Consider the following 25,861-nt stretch of genomic DNA (forward strand, 5'->3'; position numbering starts at 1 on the left):
AAACCTGTCCATATGGACCTCGTCATCCCGCACTTGATGCGGGATCCCGCTCAAGCGGGGCCGCCTCGGATAGACCCCGCATCGAGTGCGGGGTGACGACTTCTTTGGGGACCCTGACCCCTACGCCGGTTGCGGCTGTCCGGCGTCGGGTTCGGCCGGGCGCTCTGCCGCAGGCTTCTTGGCCTCGAACGCCTTCTGCAACATACCCAGGGCGATTTCGCGCTCGCCCATGATCGTTTCGTCCGCGCCACGGGACTGGAGATATTCGATCTCCGCATCCGTATGGGCGCGCGCGACGATCCGCAGATCCGGATTGGCCTTGCGGGCCTGCTCCACGATCTGCCCCGCTTCAAAGCTGTTGGGGATCGCGACGAACAGCCAGTTGGCGGCGGGGATATTCAGCGTCGCCATGACCTCGGGCTTGGCGGCATTCTCAGTCACGACCTCGATGCCTTTTTCGTTCAGCTCGGTAATGCGGGCGGGAACATCCTCGACCACCAGGAACGGCTTGCCCGCTTCGGCGAGGCCATTGCAGACCACGCTACCAACGCGGCCATAACCCACGACCACCGCATGTTCGGTCAGGCTGGTCGGCTGCAGGGCCGGGACTTCCTCGACCGGTTCGGCTGTAGCAGAAGCGGCAGGCTGGGCGCGGCGTGCCTCCCACCAGGGCAGCAGTTTATCAGCGCCATAGAAAACCAGCGGATTGGCGAGGATCGAGAGAATGGCACCCGCCAGGATCAGATCGCGACCCTCGGGCGGCAACAGCCCCAGGCCGACACCAAGCGCCGCCAGGATGAAGGAGAATTCACCGATCTGCGCAAGGCTGGCAGAAATTGTGAAGGCGGTGCGCAACGGATGGCGGAACAGCAGCACGATGCCCAGCGCCGCCAGCATTTTGCCGACCACGATGATCAGCAGCACGCCCAGAACCGGCAGCGGGCTTTTCACCAGGATCGCCGGATCGACCAGCATACCGACCGAGACGAAGAACAGCACCGCGAAGGCATCGCGCAGGGGCAAAGTCTCTTCCGCAGCGCGATGGCTGAGCGGCGATTCGCTCAAGACCATGCCCGCGAAGAAGGCGCCCAGTGCAAAGGAAACCCCGAACAGGACCGCCGCGCCATAGGCGACGCCCAGCGCAATCGCCAGCACCGACAGACGGAACAACTCACGCGATCCGGTGTGGGCAATGTAATGCAGCACCCAGGGGATCACGCGCCGCCCGACAATCAGCATCAGGGCCACAAAAGCAGCGACCTTGCCGAGCGTGGTGCCGAGGGTCATCAGGATTTCCTGCGATCCGGGGCTGCCCGCCTCGTCCCCCTTGAGCAAGCCAGCCAGCGGCGGCAGCAAAACGAGGGCCAGGACCATCGCCAGATCTTCGACGATCAACCAGCCGACGGCGATCCGGCCCCGTTCGGTATCGACGATCCGGCGTTCCTGCAATGCACGCAGCAGCACGACCGTACTGGCAACGGACAGCGCCAGACCAAAAACCAGACCGGCCCCCAGATTCCAGCCCATGAAGAGGGCCATGCCGACACCCAGCCCTGTCGCCACCGCCATCTGCACGATGGCCCCTGGTATCGCGATGGCTTTTACCGCCAGCAGGTCTTTGAGCGAAAAATGCAGACCGACACCGAACATCAGCAGAATGACGCCGATTTCGGCCAGTTCCGGCGCCAGATTCTGATCGGCGACAAAACCCGGCGTGAAGGGACCGACCAACACACCCGCCAGAAGATATCCCACCAGTTGCGATATCTTGAACCGCTGCGCCAACGCCCCGAAGATGAAGGCCAGACCGAGGCCGACGACGATTGTGGCAATCAGGGGCGTATGGTGAGGCATCGGATAAATCGGTCCTTTCGAGTAAGAAGGGCTGGTCGAGATCAGAGGCGCTGGCTGCCTCGACATCCTAACGATTGGATGAGACGAAGCGATGAAATATTACCGTGTTGTAATGTTTTTCTGCTAACCGCCTCATCCTAGATAGGGTGCTGTCCCGCTCACGCAACAGAGTAATCCTGACCATAAGGTCGAATTTTCCGCGTGCCTTGCGTCCTTACTATTGCGATAGTGGCGCGATCCCGAAGGACGAGGGTACACTCGACGCGGGGCTTGGGGCATTTCACGAAGGGAGTTACACCCGTGACCGTCAAGACAACTGCGGCTCTCGCCGCCGGTTTAGTTGCTGGCCTGCTGTCGGGCAGCGCGCTGGCTCAGGAATTTGTGCCTGCTGTCGTTTTCGACATGGGCGGCAAGTTCGATAAGAGCTTCAATGAAGCGGCCTACAATGGTGCCGAGCGTTTCAAGAAAGAAACCGGCATTCAGTACCGCGAATTCGAAGTGACCAACGAAAGCCAGCGTGAGCAGGCCCTGCGCAACCTGGCGCGCCGCAACGTCGGCATCATCGTGTCGGTCGGCTTCACCCAGCAGTCGGCCGTCCAGGCCGTAGCGCCGGAATTCAAGGATCTGAAGTTCACCATCATCGACGCCGTTGTCGATGCGCCGAACGTCAATTCGATCCTGTTCAAGGAAGAAGAAGGCTCGTTCCTGGTCGGCGTCGCCGCTGCCCTGTCGTCGAAGACCGACAAGGTCGGCTTCATCGGCGGCATGGACATCCCCCTGATCCGCGCCTTCGGCTGCGGCTATGCCCAGGGTGCGAAGTACGTGAAGCAGAACGTCGAATATATCGGCAACATGACCGGCACCACCCCGGCTGCCTGGCGCGATCCTGCCAAGGGCGGTGAATTGGCCCAGTCGCAGTTCGACCGTGGCGTCGACGTGATCTTCGCAGCCGCTGGCGGCACCGGCGACGGCGTTATCCGCGCTGCCAAGGACAAGAGCAAGTTTGCCATCGGCGTCGACAGCAACCAGAACCATGTTGCGCCCGGCACCGTGCTGACCTCGATGGTCAAGCGCGTCGATCTGGCTGTCTACAATTCCTTCAAGTCGGCCCAGGACAAGTCCTGGAAGTCGGGCACCCAGGTTCTGGGCCTGAAGGAAGAAGGCGTCGGTTACGCGCTGGACGACAACAACAAGTCGGTCTTCACCGACGCGATCAAAGCCAAGGTTGAAGCGGCAAAGGCCGACATCATCGGCGGCAAGATCAACGTCGTCGATTATCGCAAGACCAACAGCTGCCCGGTTTCGTAACCGGTCGGCTCTGGTTCTTTTGAAGTCTTGACCCTCTAAGGACGCGCCGCAACGGATGACCGCGCCAGCGATCGAGCTTGTCGGTATCAACAAGCGTTTCGGCCCCGTTCAGGCCAACCGTGACATCAACCTCACGGTGGCCAAGGGGTCGATCCACGGCATTATCGGCGAAAATGGCGCCGGTAAATCCACTCTGATGAGCATCCTCTACGGCTTCTATCAGGCCGATAGCGGGCTTATCCGGGTGAATGGCCATGAGGTCAAGATCAAGACTTCGGAAGATGCCATTGCCTTGGGTATCGGAATGGTCCACCAGCACTTCATGCTGGTGGACCCTTTCACCGTGCTCGAGAATGTCATTCTGGGTGTGGAGGGGAATGCACGGCTTTCCCCCGTTCTGACGCCCGCCCGTGACGCCCTGCTGAAACTATCCCGCGACTATGGGCTTGCCACCGATCCCGACGCCGTCGTCCAGGATCTGCCGGTCGGCGCCCAGCAGCGGGTCGAGATTCTAAAGGCCCTGTATCGCGGTGCCGAGGTGCTGATCCTCGACGAGCCGACGGGCGTGCTGACGCCGCAGGAAGCCGACGATCTGTTCCGTATCCTTCGCGCGCTAAAGGCCGAAGGCAAAACGATCATCATCATCACCCACAAGCTGCGCGAGATCATGGAGGTGACCGATGCCGTCACCGTCATGCGCGGCGGCACCGTCGTGGGCGAAGTGAAGACGGCACAAACCTCGAAAGAGGAACTGGCCGAACTGATGGTCGGCCGCAAGATCAATATGACCGTCCCCAAGGCCGACCGTCAGGCGGGCGAGGTGGTGCTGAAGGTCGAAGGCCTGACCTATATCGACAGCCGCAACTGCGCCCTACTGGAAGATGCGACGTTCGAAGTGCGCGCGGGCGAGATCGTCGGCGTCGCAGGCGTGTCGGGCAACGGCCAGTCCGAACTGCTCGAAGTGCTGGCGGGCCTGCGGGCTCCCACGCGCGGAAAAATCTGGCTGAATGGGGTGGAACTGACCGGCGGCGGCCCGTCCGAGGCGGCGCACCGCCGAACGCTCGGCATGGCCCATGTGCCCGAAGACCGCTCCACCACCGGCCTTGTGAAGCCCTTCACCGCGCAGGAAAGCGCGATTCTCGGCTACCACGACGACAAGGATATCCAGCGCGGCCCGCTCTATGATCCCGCTAAGATCACCGAGCGCTGCGAGCGCTTCATGGCGGAGTTCGACGTCCGTCCGCCCAATCCGTATCTGCGGTCCAGCCTGTTTTCCGGCGGCAATCAGCAGAAGATCGTACTAGCGCGTGAGATCGACCGCGATCCGGCGCTGCTGCTGATCGGCCAGCCCACACGCGGCGTCGATATCGGCGCCATCGAATTCATCCACCGCCGCCTTGTGCAGTTGCGCGATGCGGGCAAGGCCCTGCTGCTGGTCTCGGTGGAACTTGAGGAGATCCTTGCCTTGTCCGACCGCATCCTGGTCATGGCCGCAGGCCGCGTCACGGGTCAGGTGCCGCGTATCGAGGCAACCGAACGCAAGCTCGGCCTCATGATGGCGGGCGAGACCACAGTATGATGGGACTTTTCAAGAAGGCGAACGGGCTTCCGGCCTGGGTCGACCTCGGGCTTATTCCCGCCCTCAATCTGCTGGCCGCCCTGGTGATTTCGGGCGTGGTCATCGCCCTGATCGGGGAAGATCCGTTCGAGGCGATGGGCATTCTGGTCAATGGTGCCGTCGGTTATCCCGAGGCAATCGGCTATACGCTCTATTATACGACGAACTTCATCTTCACCGGCCTTGCGGTCGCCATCGCCTTCCACGCCGGTCTGTTCAATATCGGCGCCGAGGGTCAGGCCTATTTCGCAGGCTTGGGCGTCACGCTGGTGTGCCTTGCCATGGGCGGGGTGCCGTTCATCCTGGTGCTGCCGGTCGCGCTGATCGCCGCCATGGTCTTCGGCGGGGCCTGGGCTTTCCTGCCCGGCTATCTCCAGGCCAAGCGCGGCAGCCATGTGGTCGTCACCACCATCATGTTTAATTTCATCGCCGGCGCCCTGATCCAATGGGTGCTGGTGGACCTGATCCGCGCGCCCGGCCAGCAGGCCCCGGAAAGCCGCCGCTTCGACGAAAGCACCTGGCTGCCGACCATGCAGGAAGCGGGGCGCTGGTTCGGGATCGAGATGGTGAAGTCGCCGCTCAATACCTCCTTCATCATCGCACTGATCATCTCGGGCCTATTCTATCTCTTCGTCTGGCGGACCCGCTGGGGCTACGAGCTGCGGACGGTCGGCCTCAACGAGCGCGCCGCCTCCTATGCCGGTATCCGGGTCGACCGCACGGTCATTCTGGCGATGGTCATGTCGGGCGGCCTTGCAGGCTTCGTCGCGATCAACGATGTGCTGGGCGTGCAGCATAAGCTGCTGGTGAATTTTACCGGCGGCGTCGGTTTCGTCGGCATCGCGGTCGCGCTCATGGGGCGCAATCACCCCATCGGCATCTTCCTGGCGGCCCTGCTGTTCGGCGCGCTCTATCAGGGCGGATCAGACCTGTCGTTCGAGAAGCCCAATATCACCCGCGAAATGGTGGTGGTGATCCAGGGCCTGATCATTCTGTTCTGCGGCGCGTTGGAGAATCTGTTCCGCCGCCCGATCGAACGGCTCTTTGGCGGAAAGGCGGGCTGACATGGATATTCTGCTAAGCCTGCTCGACAGCACCATTCGTGTCGCGACCCCGCTGCTGCTGGCGGCGCTGGCGGGCATGTTCTCCGAACGCTCCGGCGTGATCGACATCGGCCTTGAGGGCAAGATGCTGGCCGCCGCCTTTGCCGCCGCCGCCGTTGCCGCAATTACGGGTAGCGCGCCGCTAGGACTGCTGGCGGCCCTGGGTGTCGGGTTCCTGCTCTCGATGATGCATGGCGTTGCCTCAGTCACCTATAACGGCAATCAGACGGTCAGCGGCATGGCGATCAATATCGCCGCCTCCGGCCTGACCGCCATCCTGGCCAATGCCTGGTTCCAGCAGGGCGGACGCACACCGTTCCTGGAGGGCGATGCCCGCTTCACGCCGATCACCCTGCCGTTTGCGGAGGCGACAAAGGGCGTGCCGGTGCTGGAGATCTATTACGAGATCATCAGCGGCCATAATATCCTGGTCTATGTCACGGCGATCCTGCTGCCGACCATCGTCTGGATCGTCTATCGCACCCGCTTTGGCCTGCGCCTGCGGGCGGTGGGCGAGAATCCCCATGCGGTCGATACCGCCGGGATCTCGGTCGCCAAGCTGCGCTATCAGGCGCTGGCCATCAACGGTCTGCTGTGCGGTATCGCGGGCAGCTACCTTTCGACGGCGCAGAACAACAGCTTCCTGCAGGATATGACCGCCGGTAAGGGCTTCCTGGCACTGGCGGCGCTGGTGTTCGGCAAATGGCGCCCCTATCCGACGCTGATCGCCTGCCTGCTGTTCGCCTTCACCGATGCGGCCCAGGTGCGCCTGCAGGGCGTTAATATCTTCGGCATCGGCCAGATCCCGGTGCAGTTCATCCAGGCTATTCCCTATATCCTGACCGTTCTGCTGCTGGCAGGTTTCGTCGGCCGGGCAGTTGCGCCCAAGGCCATCGGCATTCCTTACGTGAAGTCGCGATAGATGTTTGAACTGACCCCCGAGATGACCAAGCGCCTGGTAAAGGCAGCGATGACCGCGCGTGGCAATGCCTACGCACCCTATTCGCGCTACAACGTCGGCGCCGCGCTGCTGGGCGAGGATGACGTCATCTATCCGGGTGCCAATGTCGAAAACGCGGCCTATCCGCAGGGTGCCTGCGCCGAAACCTCGGCTATCAGCCACATGGTGCTGGCGGGTCCCCGCCGCTACAAGGCCGCCGCTGTGATCGGATCCGGCCCGGATTTTTGCACGCCCTGCGGCGGTTGCCGTCAGCGCCTCTTTGAATTCGGCGATGCCTCCACCCCGATCATCCTGTGCAAGGCCGATGGCAGCCATGTCGTCCAGACCCTGGGTGAGTTGCTGCCGATGGCTTTTGGACCGTCCGAGCTGCCCGATAATATGAAGCCGATCCTGGAAGCGTACCAAGCCCGGCGCCCCGATGTCCGACAGGCTTGAGACAGCCTTCTGGCTCAAGGCCCACATCAAGATGTGGAACGACCGCGGCATCCAGATGCTTGTGGTCAAGCGCGGCGAACCGACGGCGGGCGCTGTTCTGGTGAAGATCAACCGGGGGCCCGCCATCGGCGTTACCGTCCTGTCCCAGACCCGCACGCCCGAAGGCAAACCCGCCTGGATGCGCGGCACGGGCGAGGAGCCGGTCACGGAAGCCGATGCCGATGCCTATATCGCCCGGCAGTTGAAATACGATCCCGACCTATGGGTCGTCGAAATCGAAGATGAAGCGGGACGTCACCCGTTCGAGGAGCCTGTGTTATGAGCGACGTTCTTTCAGCCATCCAAGCCATCCAGGCCCGCGCACCCGGCTTCACGCCAAAGGTCGGCATTATCCTGGGCTCGGGCCTCGGCGGGCTGGCCGATCAGGTGCAGGATGCGATCGCGATCCCTTATTCCGAGATTCCGGGCTTTCCGATCTCCTCGGTCCATGGTCACGCCGGGACGTTGGTTCTGGGCAAGCTGTCGGGCACCAATGTCGCCGTCTTCAAGGGCCGGGTGCATTTCTATGAGGGCCATGGCGCGGGTATCATGTCGGTGCCGGTGCGGGCGCTGAAGGCGCTGGGTGCCGAGACGCTGATGGTGACCAATGCCGCAGGCTCGCTGCGCCCGGAGGTCGGCCCCGGCAAGCTGATGCTGATCACCGATCACATCAACATGATCCCCGGCAATCCGCTGATCGGCGCCAATGACGATGCCATCGGCCCGCGCTTCCTGCCCATGGCCGGTGCCTATGAGCCCGACTATTGCGAGCGGATGCGTTCGACCGCCAAGAAGCTGTCCATCGAACTGGCGGAAGGCACCTATATCGCCGTTCCCGGCCCGATGTTCGAAACGCCTGCCGAAATCCGCATGTTCGCCAAATGGGGCGCGGATGCCGTCGGCATGTCCACCGTGCCGGAAGTCATTCTGGCCCGTCACTGTGGCCTGAAAGTAGCAGCGGTCTCAGCCATTACGAATCTGGGCGAAGGGCTGAGCGACTTTCCCTTGAGCCATGACCAGACCTTGCAGTATGCCGGTGTGGCGGCACGCGACCTCGGCCGCCTGGTGCTCGCTTTCCTGGAAGGGATCTAAGACCATGAACATTCCGGAGATCGCAGCGCGGGCCCTGCCGCTGCTGGACCTGACGTCGCTGAATGATGGCGATACCGAGGAAACGATCAACGAGCTGGCCCGCAAGGCAGTGACGCCCGCGGGCCATGTGGCGGCCGTCTGCATCTGGCAGCGGTTTGTCGCCTATGCCAATCCGATCCTGGACCAGCGCCTGGGCCTCGCCACCGTGGTGAATTTCCCCAGCGGATCCGAAGACCGCAAGGTGATCGAAAGCGACATCAAGGCAGCGATTGCCAATGGCGCGGACGAGATCGATCTGGTTTTCCCCTACCAGCAGTTCCTGGCCGGGAAGCGCACCTATGCCCGCGATATCGTGGCCGCCGCCCGTCAGAGCTGCGCCCATGGCGTGCTGCTGAAAGTGATCCTGGAGACGGGCGAACTGCAGACCACGGCTGCCATCCGCGAAGCCTCGGAAGCCGCCATCCTGTCGGGGGCCGATTTCCTGAAAACCTCGACCGGCAAGACCAAGGTCGGCGCGACACTGGCCGCTGCCCGCACCATGCTGGAAGTCATCCACGACATGGACCCGGAAGTGGGCTTCAAGGCGTCGGGCGGTGTGCGCACGGCGGGTGACGCCGGGGCCTATCTGGCGCTGGCCGACGAGATCATGGGCGAAGGCTGGGCAAGCCCGGAAACCTTCCGCTTCGGCGCCTCGGGCCTGCTGGACGACCTGCTGCGGACGCTCGGGCATGCACCGGCGGTGCCGGGTGCAGCGTCGGGGTATTAGAGTTTCTCGTCTCGTCGTCATCCCGGGACTGGAGCCCGGGATCTCCAGCTTTTCTCGCTTTGTCGTCATCCCCCGACTTGATCGGGGGATCTCCTCCGGGAGCTTGTCCAATTCCGCCGAGACACCCTGGAAACTCCCACGGAGGGGATCCCGGTGTCGAGCACCGGGATGACGACGGGAAATGATGACGATCCGTTTTAATTCCTCCTCTGGGAGCTTTCCATGACCTATCTGCCGCAAGAACTGATCCGTAAGAAGCGTGACGGCGGGGCATTGACGCCCGATGAGCTGCGCTTCCTGGTGAAGGGCCTGACCGATGGCAGCCTTGCCGACGAGCAGGTCGGCGCTTTCGCCATGGCGGTCTATTTCCAGGGCATGGCGATGCCCGAACGGATCGCCTTTACCGCCGCCATGCGCGACAGCGGCGACGTGCTGAACTGGCAGCAGTTCGACCTGGATGCCCCCGTGGTCGACAAACATTCGACCGGCGGTGTCGGCGACAAGGTGAGCCTGATGCTGGCCCCCATCGTGGCTGCCTGCGGCGGCGCGGTGCCGATGATCTCCGGTCGCGGCCTCGGCCATACCGGCGGCACGCTCGATAAGTTCGACAGCATCCCCGGCTATAACACCGCCCCCTCGCCCGACCTGTTCGTCAAGGTCACCAAGGAAGTCGGCTGCGCGATCATCGGCCAGACGGCCAAGATGGCCCCCGCCGACAAGCGCCTCTATGGCATCCGCGATGTGACGGCAACGGTGGAATCGATCCCGCTCATCACCGCTTCCATCCTCTCCAAGAAGCTGGCCGCAGGGCTCGACGCCCTCGTGATGGATGTGAAGTTCGGTTCCGGCTCCTTCATGGGTCCGCTGGATCGTTCGCGCGAGCTGGCCGACAGCATCGTCAAGGTCGCGACCGGCGCGGGCGTGCCGACGCGCGCCCTGCTGACCGACATGAACGAAGTGCTGGGCTGGACGGCAGGCAATGCGGTCGAAATGCGCGAGGCGGTCGAATATCTGACTGGCACCAAGCGTGAGAAGCGCCTGCATGAAGTCACCAAGGCCCTGGCAGTCGCCATGTTGCGGGTCACCAGCCTGTTCGACAGCGATGAAGCCGCCGCCCAGGCCGTCGAAGACAGTCTTTCGTCCGGAAAGGCGACGGAGAAGTTTGCCCAGATGGTCACCGCCCTGGGCGGACCTGCCGACTTTGTCCAGAATTACGACAAGCACCTGGGCAAGGCCCCCATCGTCAAAGCCATCACGGCATCGAAGACCGGATTCGTCTCCGCCATCGATACCCGTGCCGTTGGGCTGGCCGTGGTGGCCATGGGCGGCGGGCGCACCCGGTCGGCCGATGCCATCGACCATGCGGTCGGCCTGACCGATATCGCGGGTCTGGGGGCCGAGGTCGGCCCGAACCGGCCACTCGCCATCGTCCATGCCCGCGACGAGGCTCAGGTGCAACGCGTCCAGATGATGCTGGATGCCGCCTTCACCGTCGGCGCCGCCGCACCCGCCCCCGGCCCGGTAGTGGCCGAGGTGCTGGGGGCTTAGCGATCATCCCGTGGCTTGACCACGGGATCTCCTGCGGGACCCTGTCCCCACTCTCGCTGTCATCCCGGCCTCCGAGCCGGGATGACAAGGTTTTTGTTTGTTCGAAACGCCCCCGGAGGAGGCCCCGGGATCAAGTCCCGGGGTGACGGACTATTGAAAATTACGCCGCCCTTAACGTCGCGATAAAGCTATCCAAACTCGTTCTCAACTCCCCCGAAATGCTGGTCAGGCTTTCAGCCGCGACCAGCACCTGATCGGCAGCCGAGCCAGTATCGCCAGCTGCAGCGTTCACCGCATCGGCGCCATCGTTCACCGAAGTCATACGGGCCTCGACCTGCCGCAGGTTTTCCGTGATGCGCGTCGTCGCTGCCTGTTGCTGGGCCAGGGCCGCCGCGGTCCGGGTAACGATCTCGTTGATCGAAGAGATGCGTCGACCAACCGCTTCGATAGCGGGAATAGCGGCGGCAAAGGCGGTCTGGATCGTCGAAATCTGCTGATCGATATCCTCTGTCGCGCGCCCGGTCTGCCCGGCGAGATTCTTTACCTCACCAGCCACCACCGCGAATCCCCGCCCCGCCTCACCCGCCCGTGCCGCCTCGATGGTGGCATTCAGGGCCAGCAGATTGGTCTGGGCGGCAATGGTTCGGATCAGATCCGTCACCTTGTCGATCTGGCCCGCCGCTTCCGACAGTTCGGTCATCGCGGTCTGGGTCGCGTCGGATTGGGACACCGCTTCCTCCGCCACCTTCAGAGACTCCCCCGCATGCCGATTGACCTCGTCGATGGCCGAGGCCAATTCTTCGGCCGCACGGGTCATGCCACTGACAGCCGACAATGCATCCTGGGCAGCTGTTCCCATATGGGCCGAGCGCGCGCTGGTGGCGACGGCATTGTCCGACATCCGTCGGGCGCTGCCCTGCATGCTGGCAGAGGCATCATTAAGGGCGGTCAGGACGGAATCGGTGGTCGCCCCGATATCATGGATCGCGTCCTCCAGTGCCTGATGGCGTTGTTCGCGGGCACGCCGCTCGCTTTCCTGATAGGCGGCCAGGAAACTCTCCTCCCCATCCCCCTCGCGATAAAAACGGGCCACGAGGGAAATCAGCGGCCCCTGGGACACCGACGTATCCGCCGCCACTCCACGGATCAGGGGAAATAGCGAACGTCGCCGTTGTTCGGCGGCGATCAGTTGACGGCGGCAGATCCAGATGTAGAGACGCTGACCAAGGCCAGGCTGAAAATCGGGAACCCCAAGATCCCCCTGCAGGAGTTTGCGCGCATCGGTCAGCGCCGTTTCACAGAGGCGCGTCAGATCCTCCGCAAAGCGATCCTCCGCCACCTTGAGGGCGTCGATCCTCTGGCTGGTGAGATCGAACCAGTCCGTCCCCTGGATCCCCTGCAGATCGCCGGTCAGTCCTCCCTGACGTGCGACCTCCCTCATCGCTTCGATGCGCTCAATCGGCCCGTTGGACAACAGCTTGTCGAGCTGCTCGACCTGCCCATCGGTAGCAAAACGTCTGACCTCGGCCAGAGTACGATCCTGTGCCTGCACCAAGTATAGCAGGCGACGATGCTGGCTGGGTTCGAACCGACCGGCAGAGAAGGCAGCAGCCCCCATAGCACGCTCCTGCCCCGCGAACTCTTTGCCCTGCATCAGATTATAATAGGCCAGCAGCACATGAGACATCGCGCGGTCGGTCCGGATATCCGTCGCCGCCTGCACGACGGTCAAGAGAGTGGCGATAACGTCGCTGTAGGCAGACGTCGATTCGGCAGGCGTGATTGCACGCTGCTTCACCTTGCCGCGCCATTCGTCCAGACGATGCAGACCTTTCACTGCCAAGGAAACAGCAGAGACCAGTACTGATCCGAACTCCAGACGGTCTATGCCCCGGAAGGATACCAAAAGGGTTTGGCGCAGCTCGGTGCATTTGCGCGTTTGCTGTGCAAGCCTTTCAGCAGTTTGAGTATTCGCAGCTTTCAGGAAAAGGTTAGATGTTCCCCGTTCCCGTTGCAGTTCATGGATCAACTGGCTGATGGCCGTAACCGTCTGGGAAACCGCCACAAACCGTTCCAGATGAACAATTTTTTCAAAACGGAGACCTAGAAGATAACGGATACTCGCCCGTTCTCTGGCACCGAAGAACTTGAATTTTACCGGCATGGCGCATCCCTCGCGCGGAAATGATTTTCAGTATTTTTAGCAAAACCTATGCCCGTCGGACCCTATAAAGATGCACAGGTAAAGTATATTTATATCATCTTGTCATTTATTACAAAATGTTATGCGTGATTTAATTTATATTTATACAAGCGTAATATCCGCAGACCTCATCAACTATAGATTACACAGACAGACTCCCCACAATCATCGGGCTTGCAAGCCCGCCGGGGGGCGCCCATCCTGCGTTTCAGCCAGGGAGACAGGGATATGGGGCTTTCAAAATACGCCACGCTTATTGGCCTGCTGCTGGCCGCCAATCCGCTGACGACAGGTGCCGAGGCACAGGGTAATTCATCGAAGGCTCCACCGACCGCGATCACGGCCAAAGGGTTGAACTGGTATGCAGTTCTCCTGGCGGGCAGCGATGAGCATCCCGTCTTCGACCGTTTCGTGACCGACTTCCAGAAGACCCTTAAGGATGGGGGCGTCAGCGCCACAGCCTATAAGGCCGAAGGGGCACCGGTCGAGGGGCAGCCGGGAGGCAGCTTCAATCCCCGGAACCTGCTGGCAAAAGCCCCGTCGGGTGAGCAGAGCGCTTGCCTGCTCTATGTCACCTCCCACGGCAACCCGGAGGGGTTTGTCGAATATGTCAAAGACCCTCGCAACCTTGGGATTCTGACGGCAGGCGATCTGGCGGTCATGGCGGATCAGGTCTGTGGCGAGCGACCGGCCGCCATCGTGATCTCCGCCTGCTTCGGCGCTTCCATGGTGACGCAGAGCCTGCGCAAGCCCAACCGCGTGATCCTGGCCGCCGCCCGGCCCGACCGCTCCTCCTTCGGCTGTTCGTTCGAAGAAACCTATAATTATTTCGACGGCTGCATCCTGCAGAACTGGAGCGATTCCGCCACTTGGACGGTCCTGTTCGACCGCGCCAAGGAATGCATCTCGCGCCGGGAAGGACCACGCCGGGACGCCTCTGAACCGCAGATCTTCGTCGGGAGCGCCGCCAAGAACCTACCCGTTCCCCATCCATGAGACTTGCCGCGCTTCTGCTGCTGTTCCTGCTGCCCGGGCTGTCCGTGCGGGCGGAAGTGTTTGTGCTGGCCTTGAGCTGGCAGCCACAGTTCTGCGAAACGGCCGGACGCAGGAAGCCGGAATGCGCGGTCCAGCGCGGGCAGTATTTTGCCCAGAACCTGGTGCTGCACGGCCTCTGGCCGCAGGCTGGGGATTATTGCGGGATCCCGGAGGAACAGAGACGCGACGACAAGGCCCGGCGCTGGGAAAACCTGCCCGCGCTGGATCCTCAACTGGTCGATAGTCTGAAGGATGTGATGCCGGGCAGCCGCTCGTATCTGGAGCGGCACGAGTGGGTGAAACACGGCAGTTGCTCCGGCCTCGACGCCGCCAACTACTACCGGAATGCGGCGGATCTGGTGCGGCAGGTGAACCGTCTGAACCTGCGCCAATTGATCGCCGAGCATGCAGGCGGTAAAATCAGTTACGCCGACCTATGCCGCACCCTGATCGCGGACTTCGGCGCCACGGCCTCCCATGCCATCAGCCTGAAGCTCACCAAGAGCGGTGATCTTGAGGAAATCCGCATCCGGCTTGCCCGCACCGACCGGCTGGAGCTGGCGCCTGGACGACGGGACAGCCTGAAGTGCGCGGATCAGCGCGACCGGGTCATCGGGATCGATGCGGCGAACTAGAAGGGCTTTTGTGTTCGCCTACCGGGCTTTGCCCTACTTGAGGCATCAACTCCCCGCCTGGGCCGCCGCGATGCGGTCAATGGCTTCACGGGCGTCTGTCAGCAGCACCTCCATCGCCTGGGTCGCCGCGGCCGGGTCGCGGGATAGGATGGCGTCCAGCACATCCCGGTGCAGGATCAGGCTTTCCTTCGGCTTCCTCGCATGGCGGGCCGAATAGTCGAAACTGGTGATCAGCGCCGTTTCGATCAGCGTACCAAGCGCCCCCACCAGTTCATTCCCGGTCGCGCTCAGCATCGCCTGATGGAAGCGCAGATCCGCCGCCGACCAATCCTGATGGGTCTGGGAGGCATCCATGGCGCGATAGGCCTCGACCAGTTCCACCGCCTGTTCGGGGCGATGGTTGCGGGCCGCCAGCCCGGCCGCTGCCGGTTCGATCATGTCGCGCATCTCGATCAGCTTGCGGGAAAAGACCGTGAGGTCGCTGGTCTGGATGGTCCATTCCAGAACGTCGGGATCCAGCATGTTCCAGTCGCCACGCGGACGGACCTTGGTGCCGATCTTGGGGCGGCTGACGATCAGCCCCTTGGCGGTCAGGACCTTGATCGCTTCGCGCAGGGCCGTGCGGCTGACATCAAGCTCGGTCGACAGCTCCTCCTCGTTCGGCAGCAGACTACCCTCGGGATAGCTGCCACCGATGATCCGGCGGCCGAGATCATGCGCCACCTGCCCGTGAAGGCTGCGTTTGGAATAGGTACGGCGGGCGGCTGTCTGCGTCATCGGCCTCGGATTCTCCAACGATCACTCTATTCATCATACAATAATCTGATAAAGTCCTGAAGCGCACTTAAACGATAAGTCCGATGGGGACAATGAGATTGATCGGCATCGACTGGGGAACCAGCTCCTTTCGCGCCTTCCGCTTTGCTGAAGACGGCAGCCTTCTTGCGACTCACAGTGCCGCGCGCGGCATTCTGACGGTCGAGGGCGGCAAGTTCGCCGAGGCACTGCAGGGAGAGATCGGCAGTTGGCTCGATGGGTCGCCGCTGTTGCTGTCCGGCATGATCGGCAGCCGTCAGGGCTGGATCGAAGCGCCCTATTGCCCTGCCCCTGCCGGTGCCGATGAAATCGCCGCCGCTTGCATCGATCTGCCGGGCTTCAGCGGCCATATCGTCCCCGGCGTGTCCACCGTCCGCCCCGATGTCATGCGGGGCGAGGAGACACAGATTCTGGGAACCGGCATTCAGGATGGGCTGATCTGCACCCCCGGCACCCATTCGAAATGGGTCAGGGTCGTAGGGGGTCGGATCGTCGATTTCGCGACCCATATGACCGGCGAGCTTTATGCCGTGTTGCGCCAGCATTCGATCCTGGGGCGTCTGATGGAAGGCGATGGCGAGGATGAGGGCGCTTTCCTGGCCGGTGTCGCTACCGCCAAGGCCGACCCGGCCCTGGGCCGCACGCTCTTTACCGCCCGCAGCTACGGTCTATTTGAGAAAGTTCCGGCGAGCGGCCTTGCGAGCTATCTGTCGGGCCTGCTGATCGGGACCGAGATCGCCAGCGAACCGGGAGACGGTCCGGTCTATCTGATCGCGACTCCGGCCCTGACAAAACGCTATCAGGCAGGATTGAGCGTCTTCGGGCGCACTGCGCAATCCATCGACGGGGCGGATGCCGCCGCCAAGGGCCTGTGGGCCATCGGACAAAGACTGTACGGGAGAGAAGGGTGAGTTTGCTGGAGAAAATGGGAGCGCTGCCGCTGGTGGCGATCCTGCGCGGCGTCAAGCCGGGCGAGGTGGAAGACATCACGGCGATGCTGACCGTGTCCGGCTTCCGCGCGATCGAGGTGCCGTTGAACAGCCCCGATCCGTTCGACAGCATTGCGCGCCTGGTGAAGCGTTTCGGCGATAAATGCCTGATCGGCGCAGGCACGGTGACCACGGTGGAGCAGGTCAATGAGTTGGCCGCCACCGGCGCGACCTTGATGGTCAGCCCCCATACGGATGTCGACGTGATCCGCGCCGCCAAGGCCAAGGGGCTCTACGCCCTGCCCGGCTTCTTCACCCCCAGCGAAGCCTTCGCCGCGATCAAGGCGGGCGCGGACGGGTTGAAGCTGTTCCCGGCCGAAGCAGCCTCGCCTGCCGTACTGAAGGGCATGATGGCGGTCATTCCGAAACATATCCCTGTCTTCCCGGTCGGCGGCATCACGCCGGACCGCATGAAGGACTATCGCGCAGCGGGCGCCGCCGGTTTCGGCCTGGGTGGCGCGCTCTATCAGCCTGGACAATTTGCAGAAATGGTCGCGATGAAGGCCCATGCCTTCGCGACCGCCTGGACGGAGAAATAAGATGACCCGCACAAAAGATCAGCTCCGTAGCCGCGAATGGTTCGCCAATTCCGAAGATCCGGGCATGACCGCGCTCTATCTGGAGCGCTATCTGAACTATGGCCTCACCCGTGAGGAACTGCAGTCCGGCAAGCCGATCATCGGCATCGCCCAGACCGGCAGCGACCTGTCGCCCTGCAACCGCCACCATATCGAGCTTGCCGCCCGCGTCCGCGACGGCATCCGCGAAATGGGCGGTATCCCGCTGGAGTTCCCGGTTCACCCGATCCAGGAAACCGGCCGCCGCCCCACCGCAGCCCTCGACCGTAACCTCGCCTATCTGGGGCTGGTCGAAGTACTGCACGGCTATCCGCTGGATGGCGTCGTGCTGACCACCGGCTGCGACAAGACCACACCGGCCTGCCTGATGGCCGCCGCGACTGCCAATATCCCCGCCATCGTGCTGTCGGGCGGTCCGATGCTGGACGGTCATTGGCGCGGCAAGCTTGCCGGCTCCGGCATGGTGATCTGGGACAGCCGTCGACAGCTTGCCGCCGGCGAGATCAACGAGGAAGAGTTCCTGGAGGCCGCCGCCTCCTCCGCCCCGTCGGTCGGTCACTGCAATACCATGGGCACCGCCCTCTCGATGAATTCGGTGGCCGAAGCCCTGGGCATGTCGCTGCCGCGCTGCGCCTCCATCCCCGCGCCCTATCGCGAGCGCGCCCAGATGGCCTATCTCACCGGCAAGCGCATCGTCGATATGGTCTGGGAAGATCTCACCCCGTCGAAGATCATGACCAAGGCTGCCTTCGAAAACGCCATCGCGGTCGCCGCCGCCTGTGGCGCTTCCACCAACTGCCCGCCGCATCTGATCGCCATTGCGCGCCATGCAGGCGTCGATCTGACCCTGGAAGACTGGCAGCGCGTCGGCCATCCCATCCCGCTGCTGGTGAACTGCCAGCCCGCTGGCCATTATCTGGGCGAAGGTTTCCATCGGGCCGGCGGCATCCCCGCCGTCATGAAGGAACTCTTAAGCGCCGGGAAGCTCCATGGCACCACCGTCACCGTCACCGGCAAGACGACGGCCGATTTCCTGGCCGATGTGGAGATCGAAGACACCGACGTCATCCGCCCCTACGACAAGCCGATGATGCTGGAGGCGGGCTTCATCGTGCTGTCGGGCAATATCTTCGATAGCGCCGTGATGAAGACCAGCGTGATCGGACCGGATTTCCGCAAGCGCTACCTCTCCACCCCCGGCGATCTCGATGCTTTCGTTGCGCGCGCCATCGTGTTCGATGGGCCGGAGGATTATCACAAGCGGATCAATGATCCCGCCCTGAACATCGACGAACATTGCATCCTGGTGATCCGCGGCGCAGGCCCGGTCGGCTATCCGGGCTCGGCGGAAGTCGTCAACATGCAGCCGCCCGATCATCTGATCAAACGCGGCATCACCGCCCTGCCGACCCTGGGCGACGGACGCCAGAGCGGCACCTCGGCCAGCCCCTCGATCCTCAATGTTTCCCCGGAAAGCGCCGTCGGCGGCGGTCTTGCCCTGCTGAAGACCGGCGACAAGATCCGCGTCGACCTCAATACCCGCAAAGTCGATGTGCAGTTGTCCGAGGCTGAACTGGCGGAGCGTCGCAAGAACCCGGCGTCGTCATATCCGGCCCATCAGACGCCCTGGCAGCAGATCCATCGCGAAACGGTGGGGCAACTGTCGACCGGCGGCTGCATGGAGATGGCCACCGCCTATCAGCATGTGGTCGCCAACGGCACGCCCCGGCATTCGCATTAACTTTGTGTCGGCCTATCGCTTCGCTGCTTGAGGAAGCTTTTGTGTCGGCCTATCGCTTCGCTGCTTGAGGAAGCTTTTGTGTCGGCCTATCGCTTCGCTGCTTGAGGAAGCTTTTGTGTCGGCCTATCGCTTCGCTGCTTGAGGCCAGTTAAAAAAAACCTCGTCACCCCGGGACTTGATCCCGGGGTCTCCTCCGGGGGCGTTTCCTTCAGAAGACTCGTCATCCTCGGGCTTGACCCGAGGATCCAGGATGGTTGCCGAACTCCAGCTCTACGCGGGCAGCTTAAAGATGGATCCTCGGGTCAAGCCCGAGGATGACGAGGTTCAGGGGGACAAGCTCCCGGAGGAGATCCCGGTGTCGAGCACCGGGATGACGACAAAAACGGAAAGGCTTGGAGATCCCGCGGTCGAGCCACGGGAGGACGTCCGTTTCCCCACTACATATTCTCAAACGTTTCAGGCAAAGCGGCGGATCTTGGGAAACCGGGTCCGCCGCTTTACGTTTGCGTAAAGCCGGATTCCGCGCAAAAAAAAGGCCGCACACGAAGCGCGGCCCGAGTTTAGGGAGGAAACGTCCGCGGAAGCGGACCATCATCGAAGCGATGATGCAATGCAATATATGAAACTCGACTACAGATGCGCAATAGGAATCGTTCTGCGAAACGCGCATAGCCAGCATGCGAACCTTGCCAGTCACGCAAAGCTCAATCGCTATCCCCCTTATATACCTCAAATTTTTGGGAATTTCCCTGGGAGTACTGCTGAAGCTTTACGCAGTTCGCTTACAAAGGTGGCGCTTTCAGTTTGTTTCGTAAATATGTCATACCGTTACATATGAGACGAAACAGGGGCATTTTTGGAGCGCCGCTAACTGCTGCAATGCAAAATGACGGCAACTACGCCCGAAGATGACGCACGGGGAAGAATCTGCGCAACAATCCGTCTTTCGGACCAGCGATCAAGGAAACAAGGTAGGCGCCACCCGCCGCAAGGATGATCGCGGGGCCAGATTGCAGATCATAGTGGAACGACAGCACAAGTCCGAGATACCCCGACACCGTGGCCAGCAACACGCTGGTCAGGGCCAACCCCATAATCGATCGTGCCCAGAATTTCGCCGCCGCCGCTGGCAACATCATCAGGCCGACCGCCATCAAGGTTCCCAGCGCCTGAAAACCGGCCACCAGATTCATCACGACCAGCACTAGGAAGATGCTGTGATAGATCGCGCCCTGACTGCCGATGGCTTTCAAGAAGCCAGGATCGAAACATTCGACGAGCAGCGGGCGATAGATCACCGCCAGGGCCAGCAGCGTCACGCTGGCAATCCCCGCAACCAGCAGCAAGGCCGCATCATCGACTGCCAGCACAGTCCCGAACAGCACATGGATCAGGTCGACGTTCGATCCCCGGGAGGAGACGATCATCACCCCGACCGCCAGCGAGATGAGGTAGAAGGCCGCGAAACTCGCATCCTCGCGCTGGCCGGTCACCCGCGTGACGAACCCGGCGGTCAGCGCCACCAGGATGCCTGCAACGAAGCCGCCCAGGCCCATAGCCCAGAGCGACAGCCCCGCGAACAGAAAACCAACCGCCGCCCCCGGCAGAACCGCGTGGCTCATGGCGTCGCCAACAAGGCTCATCCGGCGCAGGATCAGTAGGGTTCCAACAGGACCGCAGCCCAAGGCCAGCGCCACGCAAGCGATGAGCGCGCGGCGCATGAAGGCGAAATCCAGGAAAGGATCGATCAAAATCTCGGCGAACATGGCGATTTGTTACACCATAACAGATCGACTGGCGAGCCAAGCTTATGGAATATCTGCCCCGCAGATAAGAAACGGCCGGAGAGAAAAAGCGATGATCGAAACCGAGCGACTGATCCTACGCTCTCCCAGCACGGCAGATGCCGCGGCATTGCTGGATTATGCCGCACGCAACAAAGCCCACCTCGCCCCCTGGGAACCATCCCGGAGCGATGCCTATTACACCCTTGCCCATTGGCAACGGCTGCTGGCCGATCAGGAGGCCGAGATTACGCGCGGCACCGCTACGCGCTTCCTAATCTTCCAGCATCAGGCGCCGGACCGGGTTATCGGCACCGTGAATTTCTCGCAAATCTTCCGCGGCCCCTTCCTCGCCTGTTATCTCGGCTATGGACTGGATGGCGAGGCTGAGGGCAAAGGGCTGATGTTCGAAGGTGTGCAGGCGGGCATCACCCATATGTTTGAGACGGTCGGCCTTCACCGCATCATGGCGAACTATGTTCCGACCAACGAGCGCAGCGGCCGCCTGCTGCGGCGCCTGGGCTTCGCGGTCGAGGGATATGCCCGCGACTATCTTTATATCAATGGGGCGTGGCGGGATCACATCATGACCGCGCTGAACAACCCGCAGCCCGTGATGCCTGCTTGAAGGTCAAACGCGTCAGGAAGCCGAGCTCGGCGCAAGCCAGATATAGGAGGATCTGAGCATTTTTTGCTCAACGGAGACCATGCTGTTGACCAAGCGTCGTCAAAAAAAGAAGGCCCCGCCGTAGCGGGGCCTTCCATCTAGCTCACACGATGAAGGGTGGGATCAACCACCGATTTCGTCGTTCTTACCGTTAGAGAACTTCCACCAAGTATACTTCGATGCCTTCAGGTCGCCCTTGGCGTCGAAGGACAGTTCACCGATAACGGTCTGGAAGGTGTTGCCACGCAGTGCCTTGGCAACATCCTCTGCTTTGGTCGACTTGGCGATTTCAGCGGCCTTGGCCCAGACTTCGACACCAGCATACGAAAGCAAGGTGTAGCCTTCCGGGTCGTAATTAGCAGCACGGAACTTGTCCACCACTGCCTTAGCCGTCGGGTACTTACGAGCGTCACCAGCCTGGGTGTAGATCGTGCCTTCGCCGGCAGGACCGGTGATGCTCCAATACTCAACCGTATCGATGCCGTCGCCCGACATGAACTGGGCCTTCATCCCCTGGTCGCGCATCTGGCGGACCAGCAGACCGGCTTCGTTGTGCAGACCGCCGAAATAGACGACTTCGACATTGGCCGCCTTCATCTTCGAGACGAGAGCCGAGAAATCCTTGTCGCCGACGGTGACGCCTTCGTAGATGGCTTCAGTCACACCCTTGCCGTTCAGCGCCTTCTTGGTCTCATCGGCCAGGCCCTTGCCATAGGTGGTCTTGTCATGGATGACAGCGACCGGCTTGCCCTTGAACTTGTCGGCGATGTAGCCGCCGGCAACGGTGCCCTGCTGATCGTCACGACCGCAAACGCGGAAGACGTTGCTGAACTTGGCACCACGATCAGTCAGGACCGGATTGGTCGAGGCCGGAGTGATCTGCAGGATGCCTTCTTCGGCATAGACTTCAGAGGCCGGGATCGAGACCGACGAATTGAAGTGACCGAGGACAAACGGCACCTTCTTGGTCGCGAGCTGGTTGGCAACCGAGACACCCTGACGGGGATCGGAAGCATCGTCGCCCAGTTCGATCTTCAGCTTCTTCCCGAGAAGGCCGCCCTTGGCATTGAGATCATCAATAGCCATCTGAGCGCCACGCTTCAACTGCTCGCCGAACGCTGCGTTCGGGCCAGTGAAGGGGCCGGCAACGCCAATAGCAATGTCCTGCGCCAGCGCAACACCAGAGCTGACCGAGACGGCCAGCGCAACGGCGGCGCCGAAGGCAAACTTCTTCATTCCCCAAACTCCCTTTTGGTTGCGACGCCGCAGTCTGCTCCTGAAGCCTTATTATATAGGGCACCCCTGCGACGACTGGCCGTATCGTGCATGAGCGAAACGGGAAAGTCCATGACCCACAATCACCGTTTTTTCACGCCGCTTCTTCCCGCGTAACGCGTAATCGTTTTTCCGCACTGGACGCTTGGTCGACACACCGGCAAGGTGCGCAGCTTCCAAGGCTGTTTTTCCTTTTCGAGGCTTAAGTTCCCATGTCCATCGACCAGGCTGTCCGCGATCAATATGAGGCACTCCCCTACCCGTCCCGCGATCCCAAGGACGAGAAACGGCGCCTGATCATCGGCAGCCCCAGCCATCTCGATGAGATCACGCATCACATCTTCTCGGGCAAGCTCCCCAACCGGCCGATGCGTTTCCTGGTGGCAGGCGGGGGCACCGGCGATGCACTGGTCATGCTGGCCCAGCACCTGAGAGATGCCGGACGGGAAGCAGACACCATCGTCTATCTCGATCAATCGACCGCCTCGCGGAAGATCGCCGAAGCCCGCATCGCGGCGCGCGGCCTGAAAGTGGACTTCATAACCGGCTCGCTGCTGGATGTTGCGACCCTAGCGCCCGGCCCCTTCGACTATATCGATTGCTGCGGTGTGCTCCATCATCTGGACAGTCCCGAGGAGGGACTTGCGGCCCTGGTGTCGGTCCTTGCCCCCGACGGCGGCATGGGCCTGATGGTCTATGGCGCCCTAGGACGGCGCGGTGTCTATGATCTGCAAGCGATTCTGCGGCAGGTCGCCAGTGACGGCAGCCCGCAGAGGCGCGTCGCCCTGACCCGCAAGATCCTCGCCGGGCTGCCGCCGACAAACTGGCTGCGCCTCAATCACCAGGTCCGCGGCCATGTCAGCGGGGACGCCGCCGAGGTCTTCGACCTGCTGCTCCATGCCCGCGACCGGCCTTATACCGTCGGCGAGATTCTGACATGGCTCGACGGCAGTGAGTTGCGGCTGCTCGATTGGGCCGAGCCCGCCCGCTATGATCCCGCGTCTTATATTTCCGATACGGAAGCACGCAACCAGTTCGCCGCCCTCCCCAAAGAATCGCGCTGGGCCATGGCGGAGCTTCTGTCGGGCGGCCCGGCGGCGCACGTCTTTTACGTCGCCCGCAAAGGCAATCCCGTCACCTCGCCCGCCGCCGATGATCTGGACGCAATTCCGGTCCTGCCCAAAATGAGCGGCACGGAAATCGTGAGAGCCGCCAATGCCCGTCTGGTGCTGGAAGCAAACGACGGCGTTCAGACGCTGAAACGCCCCCTGCCGGTCCAATCTCCCCATATTCTGCCCCGTATCGACGGGAAGACCAGCTGGCGCGAGATTTTCGCCGCCATGGATCGCAAGGGGTCCGACGAGAGCCAGCAGAAGAATATTGTCGAAACCCTGGTGCGGGCCCTCGGCGGCATCAATCTGCTGCTGTTGCGCAAAGCTTAGGAGGCCAGACGCCAAAAAACAAAAACGCCGAGATCGGGGAGGATCTCGGCGTTTTATCGAACGGGCAAGCTTGCCGGGGAGGGAGACGGCAAGTTGATCCTTCAAAGCGGCACAACCGGGCCTGGATACCTGGGAGAAAAGCACCAGGCCGGTTGGCTTACCAGCAGAGGCCCCGGGGAGGGGGCCCAGCCAGTTAGGCGCGCCAGAAGGGCTTGTCCATTTCGAGAGCAGCGTCAGCGCGGGTCACGCCGATGTCGGCCAGAAGGCGTTCATCCAGCGAGGCCAGAGCGCGGCGTTCGAGAGCGCGCTGCATCCAGACACCGGCCACTTGGGCCAGCGCTGCCAGCGTGAAACGCGGCGCTGCATAGGCAACAGTGGTGGTCATCGAGCGGGCCATAGTCAGTAACTCCTAGATAAGTGCCGCAGTCAGCGGCCGGGTTTCGCTTACCGCCCCGTGGCGGGTCGCGTTGTTTTGCTACACAGACACTACGCCGCCGCCGACCCATTGTGCAGCGCAACGATGACAGCGGAGATGCGCGCGCGCCGCATGGGATGCCTGATATGCAGGCAGCGCATCTTTAATAATCAGAGGCTTATCTGGCGAAGCTGACACAAATTCGGCGCAATTCGGCCATTTTCCAGCGGCCGACGAAGGGTGCGCCGCACGCACAGAAAACACTCATGCCGCTACATAAACAGACAGAAAATTACCGGGGTCGCGGCAGTATGGCTGTAATGGGGGTTCAACAGACGATGTAGCGAGCGCGTGGGCGCGCGTAACTGCATAAAGCATGCCGCGTCCATGGAAGTGTCATGGAGCGGACAGACGAAAGGTGTGGGGGTTTTAGTTGGATAATCCGTGCGACGCGGCTCGGCCACACGAGATCCCGCATCAAGTGCGGGATGACGAGGTTCTATTAGAAATGACGAGGTCTTGTTTGTTGTGTTTTAGGCTTTAGAAGCGAAGGCCGGAGGTATGAGATGCTAGGCGCCTAGCCGCACAGGAGCGGAGCGTACTTTACGTACGTGAGCATCCGAGCAGCGTAGCAACGACGCAGATCATACCTCCGGGCGAGCGTCACGACTCGTTGATGGCGCTGGCTTCGGTATCTTCACTGGGCGGATTGCGCAGCACGACCCCTTGCAGACGGCGGCCGTCCGCTTCGGTGACTTCGAACTGGAAGCCGCTGTCAGGATGGGTCAGTACAGCCCCCACAGTCGGCACCTCGCCTGCAAGCGAGAAGATCAGACCGCCGACGGTATCCACCTGCTCGCGCTCCTCATCGGTCAGAAAGGTGCCTATGTGGGCCTCCAGATCTTCGAGCGGCATTCGCGAATCGAGAACCAGGCGACCGGCTTCGTCGCGAGCAACGATGGGAGCGGCCTCTTCCTCGTCATGTTCGTCTTCGATATCGCCGACGATTTCCTCCATCAGATCCTCGATGGAGACCAGCCCGTCAATGCCACCATATTCATCGACCACAAGGCCGAGATGGCAACGCTTCAGGCGCATTTGGGCCAACATGTCGAGCACGGTGGTGCTGGGCGGGACGAACAGGGTCTTGCGGATCAATTTTTCGATCGGCACAGCCTCGCCACGCCGGGACGCCGCAAACACATCCTTGATATGGACCATGCCAATGACATCGTCCAGCGTCTCGCGATAGACCGGCAGGCGGGAATGACCAGCTTCGAGCAGAACATCGATCAGTTCTTCGAAGGGAAGCGATACTTCCACGGCAATGATATCGGACCGGGTCACCATGACGTCGGCGACGGTGGAGCCCTTCAGATCAAGGATATTGCGCAGCAGCTCGCGCTCGCTGGCTTCCATCGGAGTGGCGTTCTCGTCGCCATCCCCTTCCTCGATCAATTCCTCAATGGTTTCGCGCACGGACTGATCCGCGCTGCGCAGGCCCATCAAGGCCAAAAAGCGATTCATCAAGCGGCCGGAGCGTGGCGTTGCATTGCG

24 protein-coding genes are annotated in these 25,861 nt (G+C 61.9%); 17 read left to right on the forward strand and 7 right to left on the reverse strand.

The features are described from left to right. Positions 1-120 precede the first annotated feature (120 nt). On the reverse strand, positions 121-1,854 hold the full coding sequence (gene ybaL / locus ACFSM5_RS14265; protein ID WP_379877103.1) for a YbaL family putative K(+) efflux transporter: 1,734 nt from the start codon (positions 1,852-1,854) through the stop codon (positions 121-123). A gap of 300 nt (positions 1,855-2,154) precedes the next feature. Here ybaL and ACFSM5_RS14270 point away from each other — a divergent pair, with 300 nt between their 5' ends. From ACFSM5_RS14270 to deoA, 9 genes are all read left to right on the forward strand, one after another. Beyond that, entirely contained in the window at positions 2,155-3,162 is a 1,008-nt protein-coding gene (locus tag ACFSM5_RS14270) for a BMP family lipoprotein (RefSeq protein ID WP_379877104.1), read from the forward strand. Between the two features lie 55 nt (positions 3,163-3,217). After that, the gene (locus tag ACFSM5_RS14275; protein ID WP_379877105.1) at positions 3,218-4,741 is read left to right on the forward strand and encodes an ABC transporter ATP-binding protein; all 1,524 of its coding nucleotides are present in this window, start codon (positions 3,218-3,220) and stop codon (positions 4,739-4,741) included. Then, positions 4,738-5,844, forward strand: a complete 1,107-nt coding sequence (locus ACFSM5_RS14280) for an ABC transporter permease (RefSeq protein WP_379877106.1) — start codon at positions 4,738-4,740, stop codon at positions 5,842-5,844. Before ACFSM5_RS14275 ends, ACFSM5_RS14280 begins: the two co-directional genes overlap by 4 nt. Position 5,845: 1 nt before the next feature. Further along, a complete protein-coding gene (locus tag ACFSM5_RS14285) occupies positions 5,846-6,805 on the forward strand; it encodes an ABC transporter permease (RefSeq protein ID WP_379877107.1) in 960 nt (319 codons plus the stop codon). Then, on the forward strand, positions 6,806-7,279 hold the full coding sequence (gene cdd, locus ACFSM5_RS14290) for a cytidine deaminase (RefSeq protein ID WP_379877108.1): 474 nt from the start codon (positions 6,806-6,808) through the stop codon (positions 7,277-7,279). Continuing rightward, the gene (locus ACFSM5_RS14295; protein ID WP_379877109.1) at positions 7,263-7,601 is read left to right on the forward strand and encodes a DUF1491 family protein; all 339 of its coding nucleotides are present in this window, start codon (positions 7,263-7,265) and stop codon (positions 7,599-7,601) included. Before cdd ends, ACFSM5_RS14295 begins: the two co-directional genes overlap by 17 nt. Further along, positions 7,598-8,410 (forward strand): purine-nucleoside phosphorylase, encoded by an 813-nt coding sequence (locus ACFSM5_RS14300; RefSeq protein WP_379877110.1) that lies wholly within the window; start codon positions 7,598-7,600, stop codon positions 8,408-8,410. Before ACFSM5_RS14295 ends, ACFSM5_RS14300 begins: the two co-directional genes overlap by 4 nt. Before the next feature lie 4 nt (positions 8,411-8,414). Next, entirely contained in the window at positions 8,415-9,176 is a 762-nt protein-coding gene (deoC, locus tag ACFSM5_RS14305; RefSeq protein WP_379877111.1) for a deoxyribose-phosphate aldolase, read from the forward strand. Between the two features lie 222 nt (positions 9,177-9,398). Then, a complete protein-coding gene (gene deoA, locus ACFSM5_RS14310) occupies positions 9,399-10,724 on the forward strand; it encodes a thymidine phosphorylase (RefSeq protein WP_379877112.1) in 1,326 nt (441 codons plus the stop codon). Between the two features lie 160 nt (positions 10,725-10,884). On the opposite strand, the gene ACFSM5_RS14315 is transcribed toward deoA, so the two are convergent. After that, positions 10,885-12,888 carry a methyl-accepting chemotaxis protein gene (locus ACFSM5_RS14315; RefSeq protein WP_379877113.1) on the reverse strand — a complete coding sequence of 668 codons (2,004 nt, stop codon included), beginning with the start codon at positions 12,886-12,888 and terminating at the stop codon, positions 10,885-10,887. A 267-nt stretch (positions 12,889-13,155) separates the two neighbouring features. On the opposite strand from ACFSM5_RS14315, the gene ACFSM5_RS14320 reads away from it, so the two are divergent. Both ACFSM5_RS14320 and ACFSM5_RS14325 read left to right on the forward strand, forming a co-directional pair. Beyond that, positions 13,156-13,923, forward strand: a complete 768-nt coding sequence (locus ACFSM5_RS14320) for a C13 family peptidase (RefSeq protein WP_379877114.1) — start codon at positions 13,156-13,158, stop codon at positions 13,921-13,923. Then, positions 13,920-14,597, forward strand: a complete 678-nt coding sequence (locus ACFSM5_RS14325) for a ribonuclease T2 family protein (protein WP_379877115.1) — start codon at positions 13,920-13,922, stop codon at positions 14,595-14,597. Before ACFSM5_RS14320 ends, ACFSM5_RS14325 begins: the two co-directional genes overlap by 4 nt. A gap of 45 nt (positions 14,598-14,642) precedes the next feature. On the opposite strand, the gene ACFSM5_RS14330 is transcribed toward ACFSM5_RS14325, so the two are convergent. Continuing rightward, a complete protein-coding gene (locus tag ACFSM5_RS14330; protein ID WP_379877116.1) occupies positions 14,643-15,374 on the reverse strand; it encodes a FadR/GntR family transcriptional regulator in 732 nt (243 codons plus the stop codon). A gap of 92 nt (positions 15,375-15,466) precedes the next feature. Here ACFSM5_RS14330 and ACFSM5_RS14335 point away from each other — a divergent pair, with 92 nt between their 5' ends. The 4 genes from ACFSM5_RS14335 to ACFSM5_RS14350 all read left to right on the forward strand — a co-directional run bounded on the left by ACFSM5_RS14335 (position 15,467) and on the right by ACFSM5_RS14350 (position 19,232). Further along, positions 15,467-16,324 (forward strand): 2-dehydro-3-deoxygalactonokinase, encoded by an 858-nt coding sequence (locus ACFSM5_RS14335; RefSeq protein WP_379877117.1) that lies wholly within the window; start codon positions 15,467-15,469, stop codon positions 16,322-16,324. Then, entirely contained in the window at positions 16,321-16,941 is a 621-nt protein-coding gene (locus ACFSM5_RS14340; protein ID WP_379877118.1) for a 2-dehydro-3-deoxy-6-phosphogalactonate aldolase, read from the forward strand. Before ACFSM5_RS14335 ends, ACFSM5_RS14340 begins: the two co-directional genes overlap by 4 nt. 1 nt (position 16,942) lies before the next feature. Next, positions 16,943-18,721: an IlvD/Edd family dehydratase gene (locus ACFSM5_RS14345; protein WP_379877119.1), complete on the forward strand. Its 1,779-nt coding sequence runs from the start codon at positions 16,943-16,945 to the stop codon at positions 18,719-18,721. 250 nt (positions 18,722-18,971) lie between these two features. Further along, complete coding sequence (locus ACFSM5_RS14350; RefSeq protein ID WP_379877120.1) at positions 18,972-19,232, forward strand: hypothetical protein; 261 nt, start codon at positions 18,972-18,974, stop codon at positions 19,230-19,232. A 385-nt stretch (positions 19,233-19,617) separates the two neighbouring features. Here the strand turns inward: ACFSM5_RS14350 and ACFSM5_RS14355 are convergent, their stop codons facing one another. Next, on the reverse strand, positions 19,618-20,487 hold the full coding sequence (locus tag ACFSM5_RS14355; protein ID WP_379877121.1) for a metal ABC transporter permease: 870 nt from the start codon (positions 20,485-20,487) through the stop codon (positions 19,618-19,620). Between the two features lie 91 nt (positions 20,488-20,578). Here ACFSM5_RS14355 and ACFSM5_RS14360 point away from each other — a divergent pair, with 91 nt between their 5' ends. Next, complete coding sequence (locus ACFSM5_RS14360) at positions 20,579-21,133, forward strand: GNAT family N-acetyltransferase (RefSeq protein ID WP_379877122.1); 555 nt, start codon at positions 20,579-20,581, stop codon at positions 21,131-21,133. Positions 21,134-21,295: 162 nt separating this feature from the next. On the opposite strand, the gene ACFSM5_RS14365 is transcribed toward ACFSM5_RS14360, so the two are convergent. Continuing rightward, complete coding sequence (locus ACFSM5_RS14365; protein WP_379877123.1) at positions 21,296-22,408, reverse strand: branched-chain amino acid ABC transporter substrate-binding protein; 1,113 nt, start codon at positions 22,406-22,408, stop codon at positions 21,296-21,298. A 251-nt stretch (positions 22,409-22,659) separates the two neighbouring features. Between ACFSM5_RS14365 and ACFSM5_RS14370 the strand changes: the two genes are divergently transcribed. Next, on the forward strand, positions 22,660-23,889 hold the full coding sequence (locus ACFSM5_RS14370) for a class I SAM-dependent methyltransferase (RefSeq protein ID WP_379877124.1): 1,230 nt from the start codon (positions 22,660-22,662) through the stop codon (positions 23,887-23,889). A gap of 193 nt (positions 23,890-24,082) precedes the next feature. Here the strand turns inward: ACFSM5_RS14370 and ACFSM5_RS14375 are convergent, their stop codons facing one another. Both ACFSM5_RS14375 and ACFSM5_RS14380 read right to left on the reverse strand, forming a co-directional pair. After that, positions 24,083-24,286 (reverse strand): DUF1127 domain-containing protein, encoded by a 204-nt coding sequence (locus tag ACFSM5_RS14375; protein WP_379877125.1) that lies wholly within the window; start codon positions 24,284-24,286, stop codon positions 24,083-24,085. A 681-nt stretch (positions 24,287-24,967) separates the two neighbouring features. Continuing rightward, entirely contained in the window at positions 24,968-25,831 is an 864-nt protein-coding gene (locus ACFSM5_RS14380) for a hemolysin family protein (RefSeq protein WP_379877126.1), read from the reverse strand. Between the last annotated feature and the right edge of the window lie 30 nt (positions 25,832-25,861).

The organism is Lacibacterium aquatile (assembly GCF_042683105.1).
GTDB classification, from domain to species: domain Bacteria; phylum Pseudomonadota; class Alphaproteobacteria; order Elsterales; family Elsteraceae; genus Lacibacterium; species Lacibacterium aquatile.

Coding starts and splice junctions, on each gene's coding strand:
- ACFSM5_RS14300 (WP_379877110.1), top strand. CDS start 7,598: ATGAGCGACGTTCTTTCAGCCATCCAAGCCATCCAGGCCCGCGCACCC.
- ACFSM5_RS14355 (WP_379877121.1), bottom strand. CDS start 20,487: ATGTTCGCCGAGATTTTGATCGATCCTTTCCTGGATTTCGCCTTCATG.
- ACFSM5_RS14330 (WP_379877116.1), bottom strand. CDS start 15,374: ATGACGCAGACAGCCGCCCGCCGTACCTATTCCAAACGCAGCCTTCAC.
- ACFSM5_RS14365 (WP_379877123.1), bottom strand. CDS start 22,408: ATGAAGAAGTTTGCCTTCGGCGCCGCCGTTGCGCTGGCCGTCTCGGTC.
- deoC (WP_379877111.1), top strand. CDS start 8,415: ATGAACATTCCGGAGATCGCAGCGCGGGCCCTGCCGCTGCTGGACCTG.
- ACFSM5_RS14375 (WP_379877125.1), bottom strand. CDS start 24,286: ATGGCCCGCTCGATGACCACCACTGTTGCCTATGCAGCGCCGCGTTTC.
- cdd (WP_379877108.1), top strand. CDS start 6,806: ATGTTTGAACTGACCCCCGAGATGACCAAGCGCCTGGTAAAGGCAGCG.
- ACFSM5_RS14370 (WP_379877124.1), top strand. CDS start 22,660: ATGTCCATCGACCAGGCTGTCCGCGATCAATATGAGGCACTCCCCTAC.
- ACFSM5_RS14325 (WP_379877115.1), top strand. CDS start 13,920: ATGAGACTTGCCGCGCTTCTGCTGCTGTTCCTGCTGCCCGGGCTGTCC.
- ACFSM5_RS14380 (WP_379877126.1), bottom strand. CDS start 25,831: ATGAATCGCTTTTTGGCCTTGATGGGCCTGCGCAGCGCGGATCAGTCC.
- ACFSM5_RS14345 (WP_379877119.1), top strand. CDS start 16,943: ATGACCCGCACAAAAGATCAGCTCCGTAGCCGCGAATGGTTCGCCAAT.
- ACFSM5_RS14335 (WP_379877117.1), top strand. CDS start 15,467: ATGAGATTGATCGGCATCGACTGGGGAACCAGCTCCTTTCGCGCCTTC.
- ACFSM5_RS14280 (WP_379877106.1), top strand. CDS start 4,738: ATGATGGGACTTTTCAAGAAGGCGAACGGGCTTCCGGCCTGGGTCGAC.
- ACFSM5_RS14360 (WP_379877122.1), top strand. CDS start 20,579: ATGATCGAAACCGAGCGACTGATCCTACGCTCTCCCAGCACGGCAGAT.
- ybaL (WP_379877103.1), bottom strand. CDS start 1,854: ATGCCTCACCATACGCCCCTGATTGCCACAATCGTCGTCGGCCTCGGT.
- ACFSM5_RS14275 (WP_379877105.1), top strand. CDS start 3,218: ATGACCGCGCCAGCGATCGAGCTTGTCGGTATCAACAAGCGTTTCGGC.
- ACFSM5_RS14315 (WP_379877113.1), bottom strand. CDS start 12,888: ATGCCGGTAAAATTCAAGTTCTTCGGTGCCAGAGAACGGGCGAGTATC.
- ACFSM5_RS14320 (WP_379877114.1), top strand. CDS start 13,156: ATGGGGCTTTCAAAATACGCCACGCTTATTGGCCTGCTGCTGGCCGCC.
- ACFSM5_RS14295 (WP_379877109.1), top strand. CDS start 7,263: ATGTCCGACAGGCTTGAGACAGCCTTCTGGCTCAAGGCCCACATCAAG.
- ACFSM5_RS14285 (WP_379877107.1), top strand. CDS start 5,846: ATGGATATTCTGCTAAGCCTGCTCGACAGCACCATTCGTGTCGCGACC.
- ACFSM5_RS14350 (WP_379877120.1), top strand. CDS start 18,972: ATGGTTGCCGAACTCCAGCTCTACGCGGGCAGCTTAAAGATGGATCCT.
- deoA (WP_379877112.1), top strand. CDS start 9,399: ATGACCTATCTGCCGCAAGAACTGATCCGTAAGAAGCGTGACGGCGGG.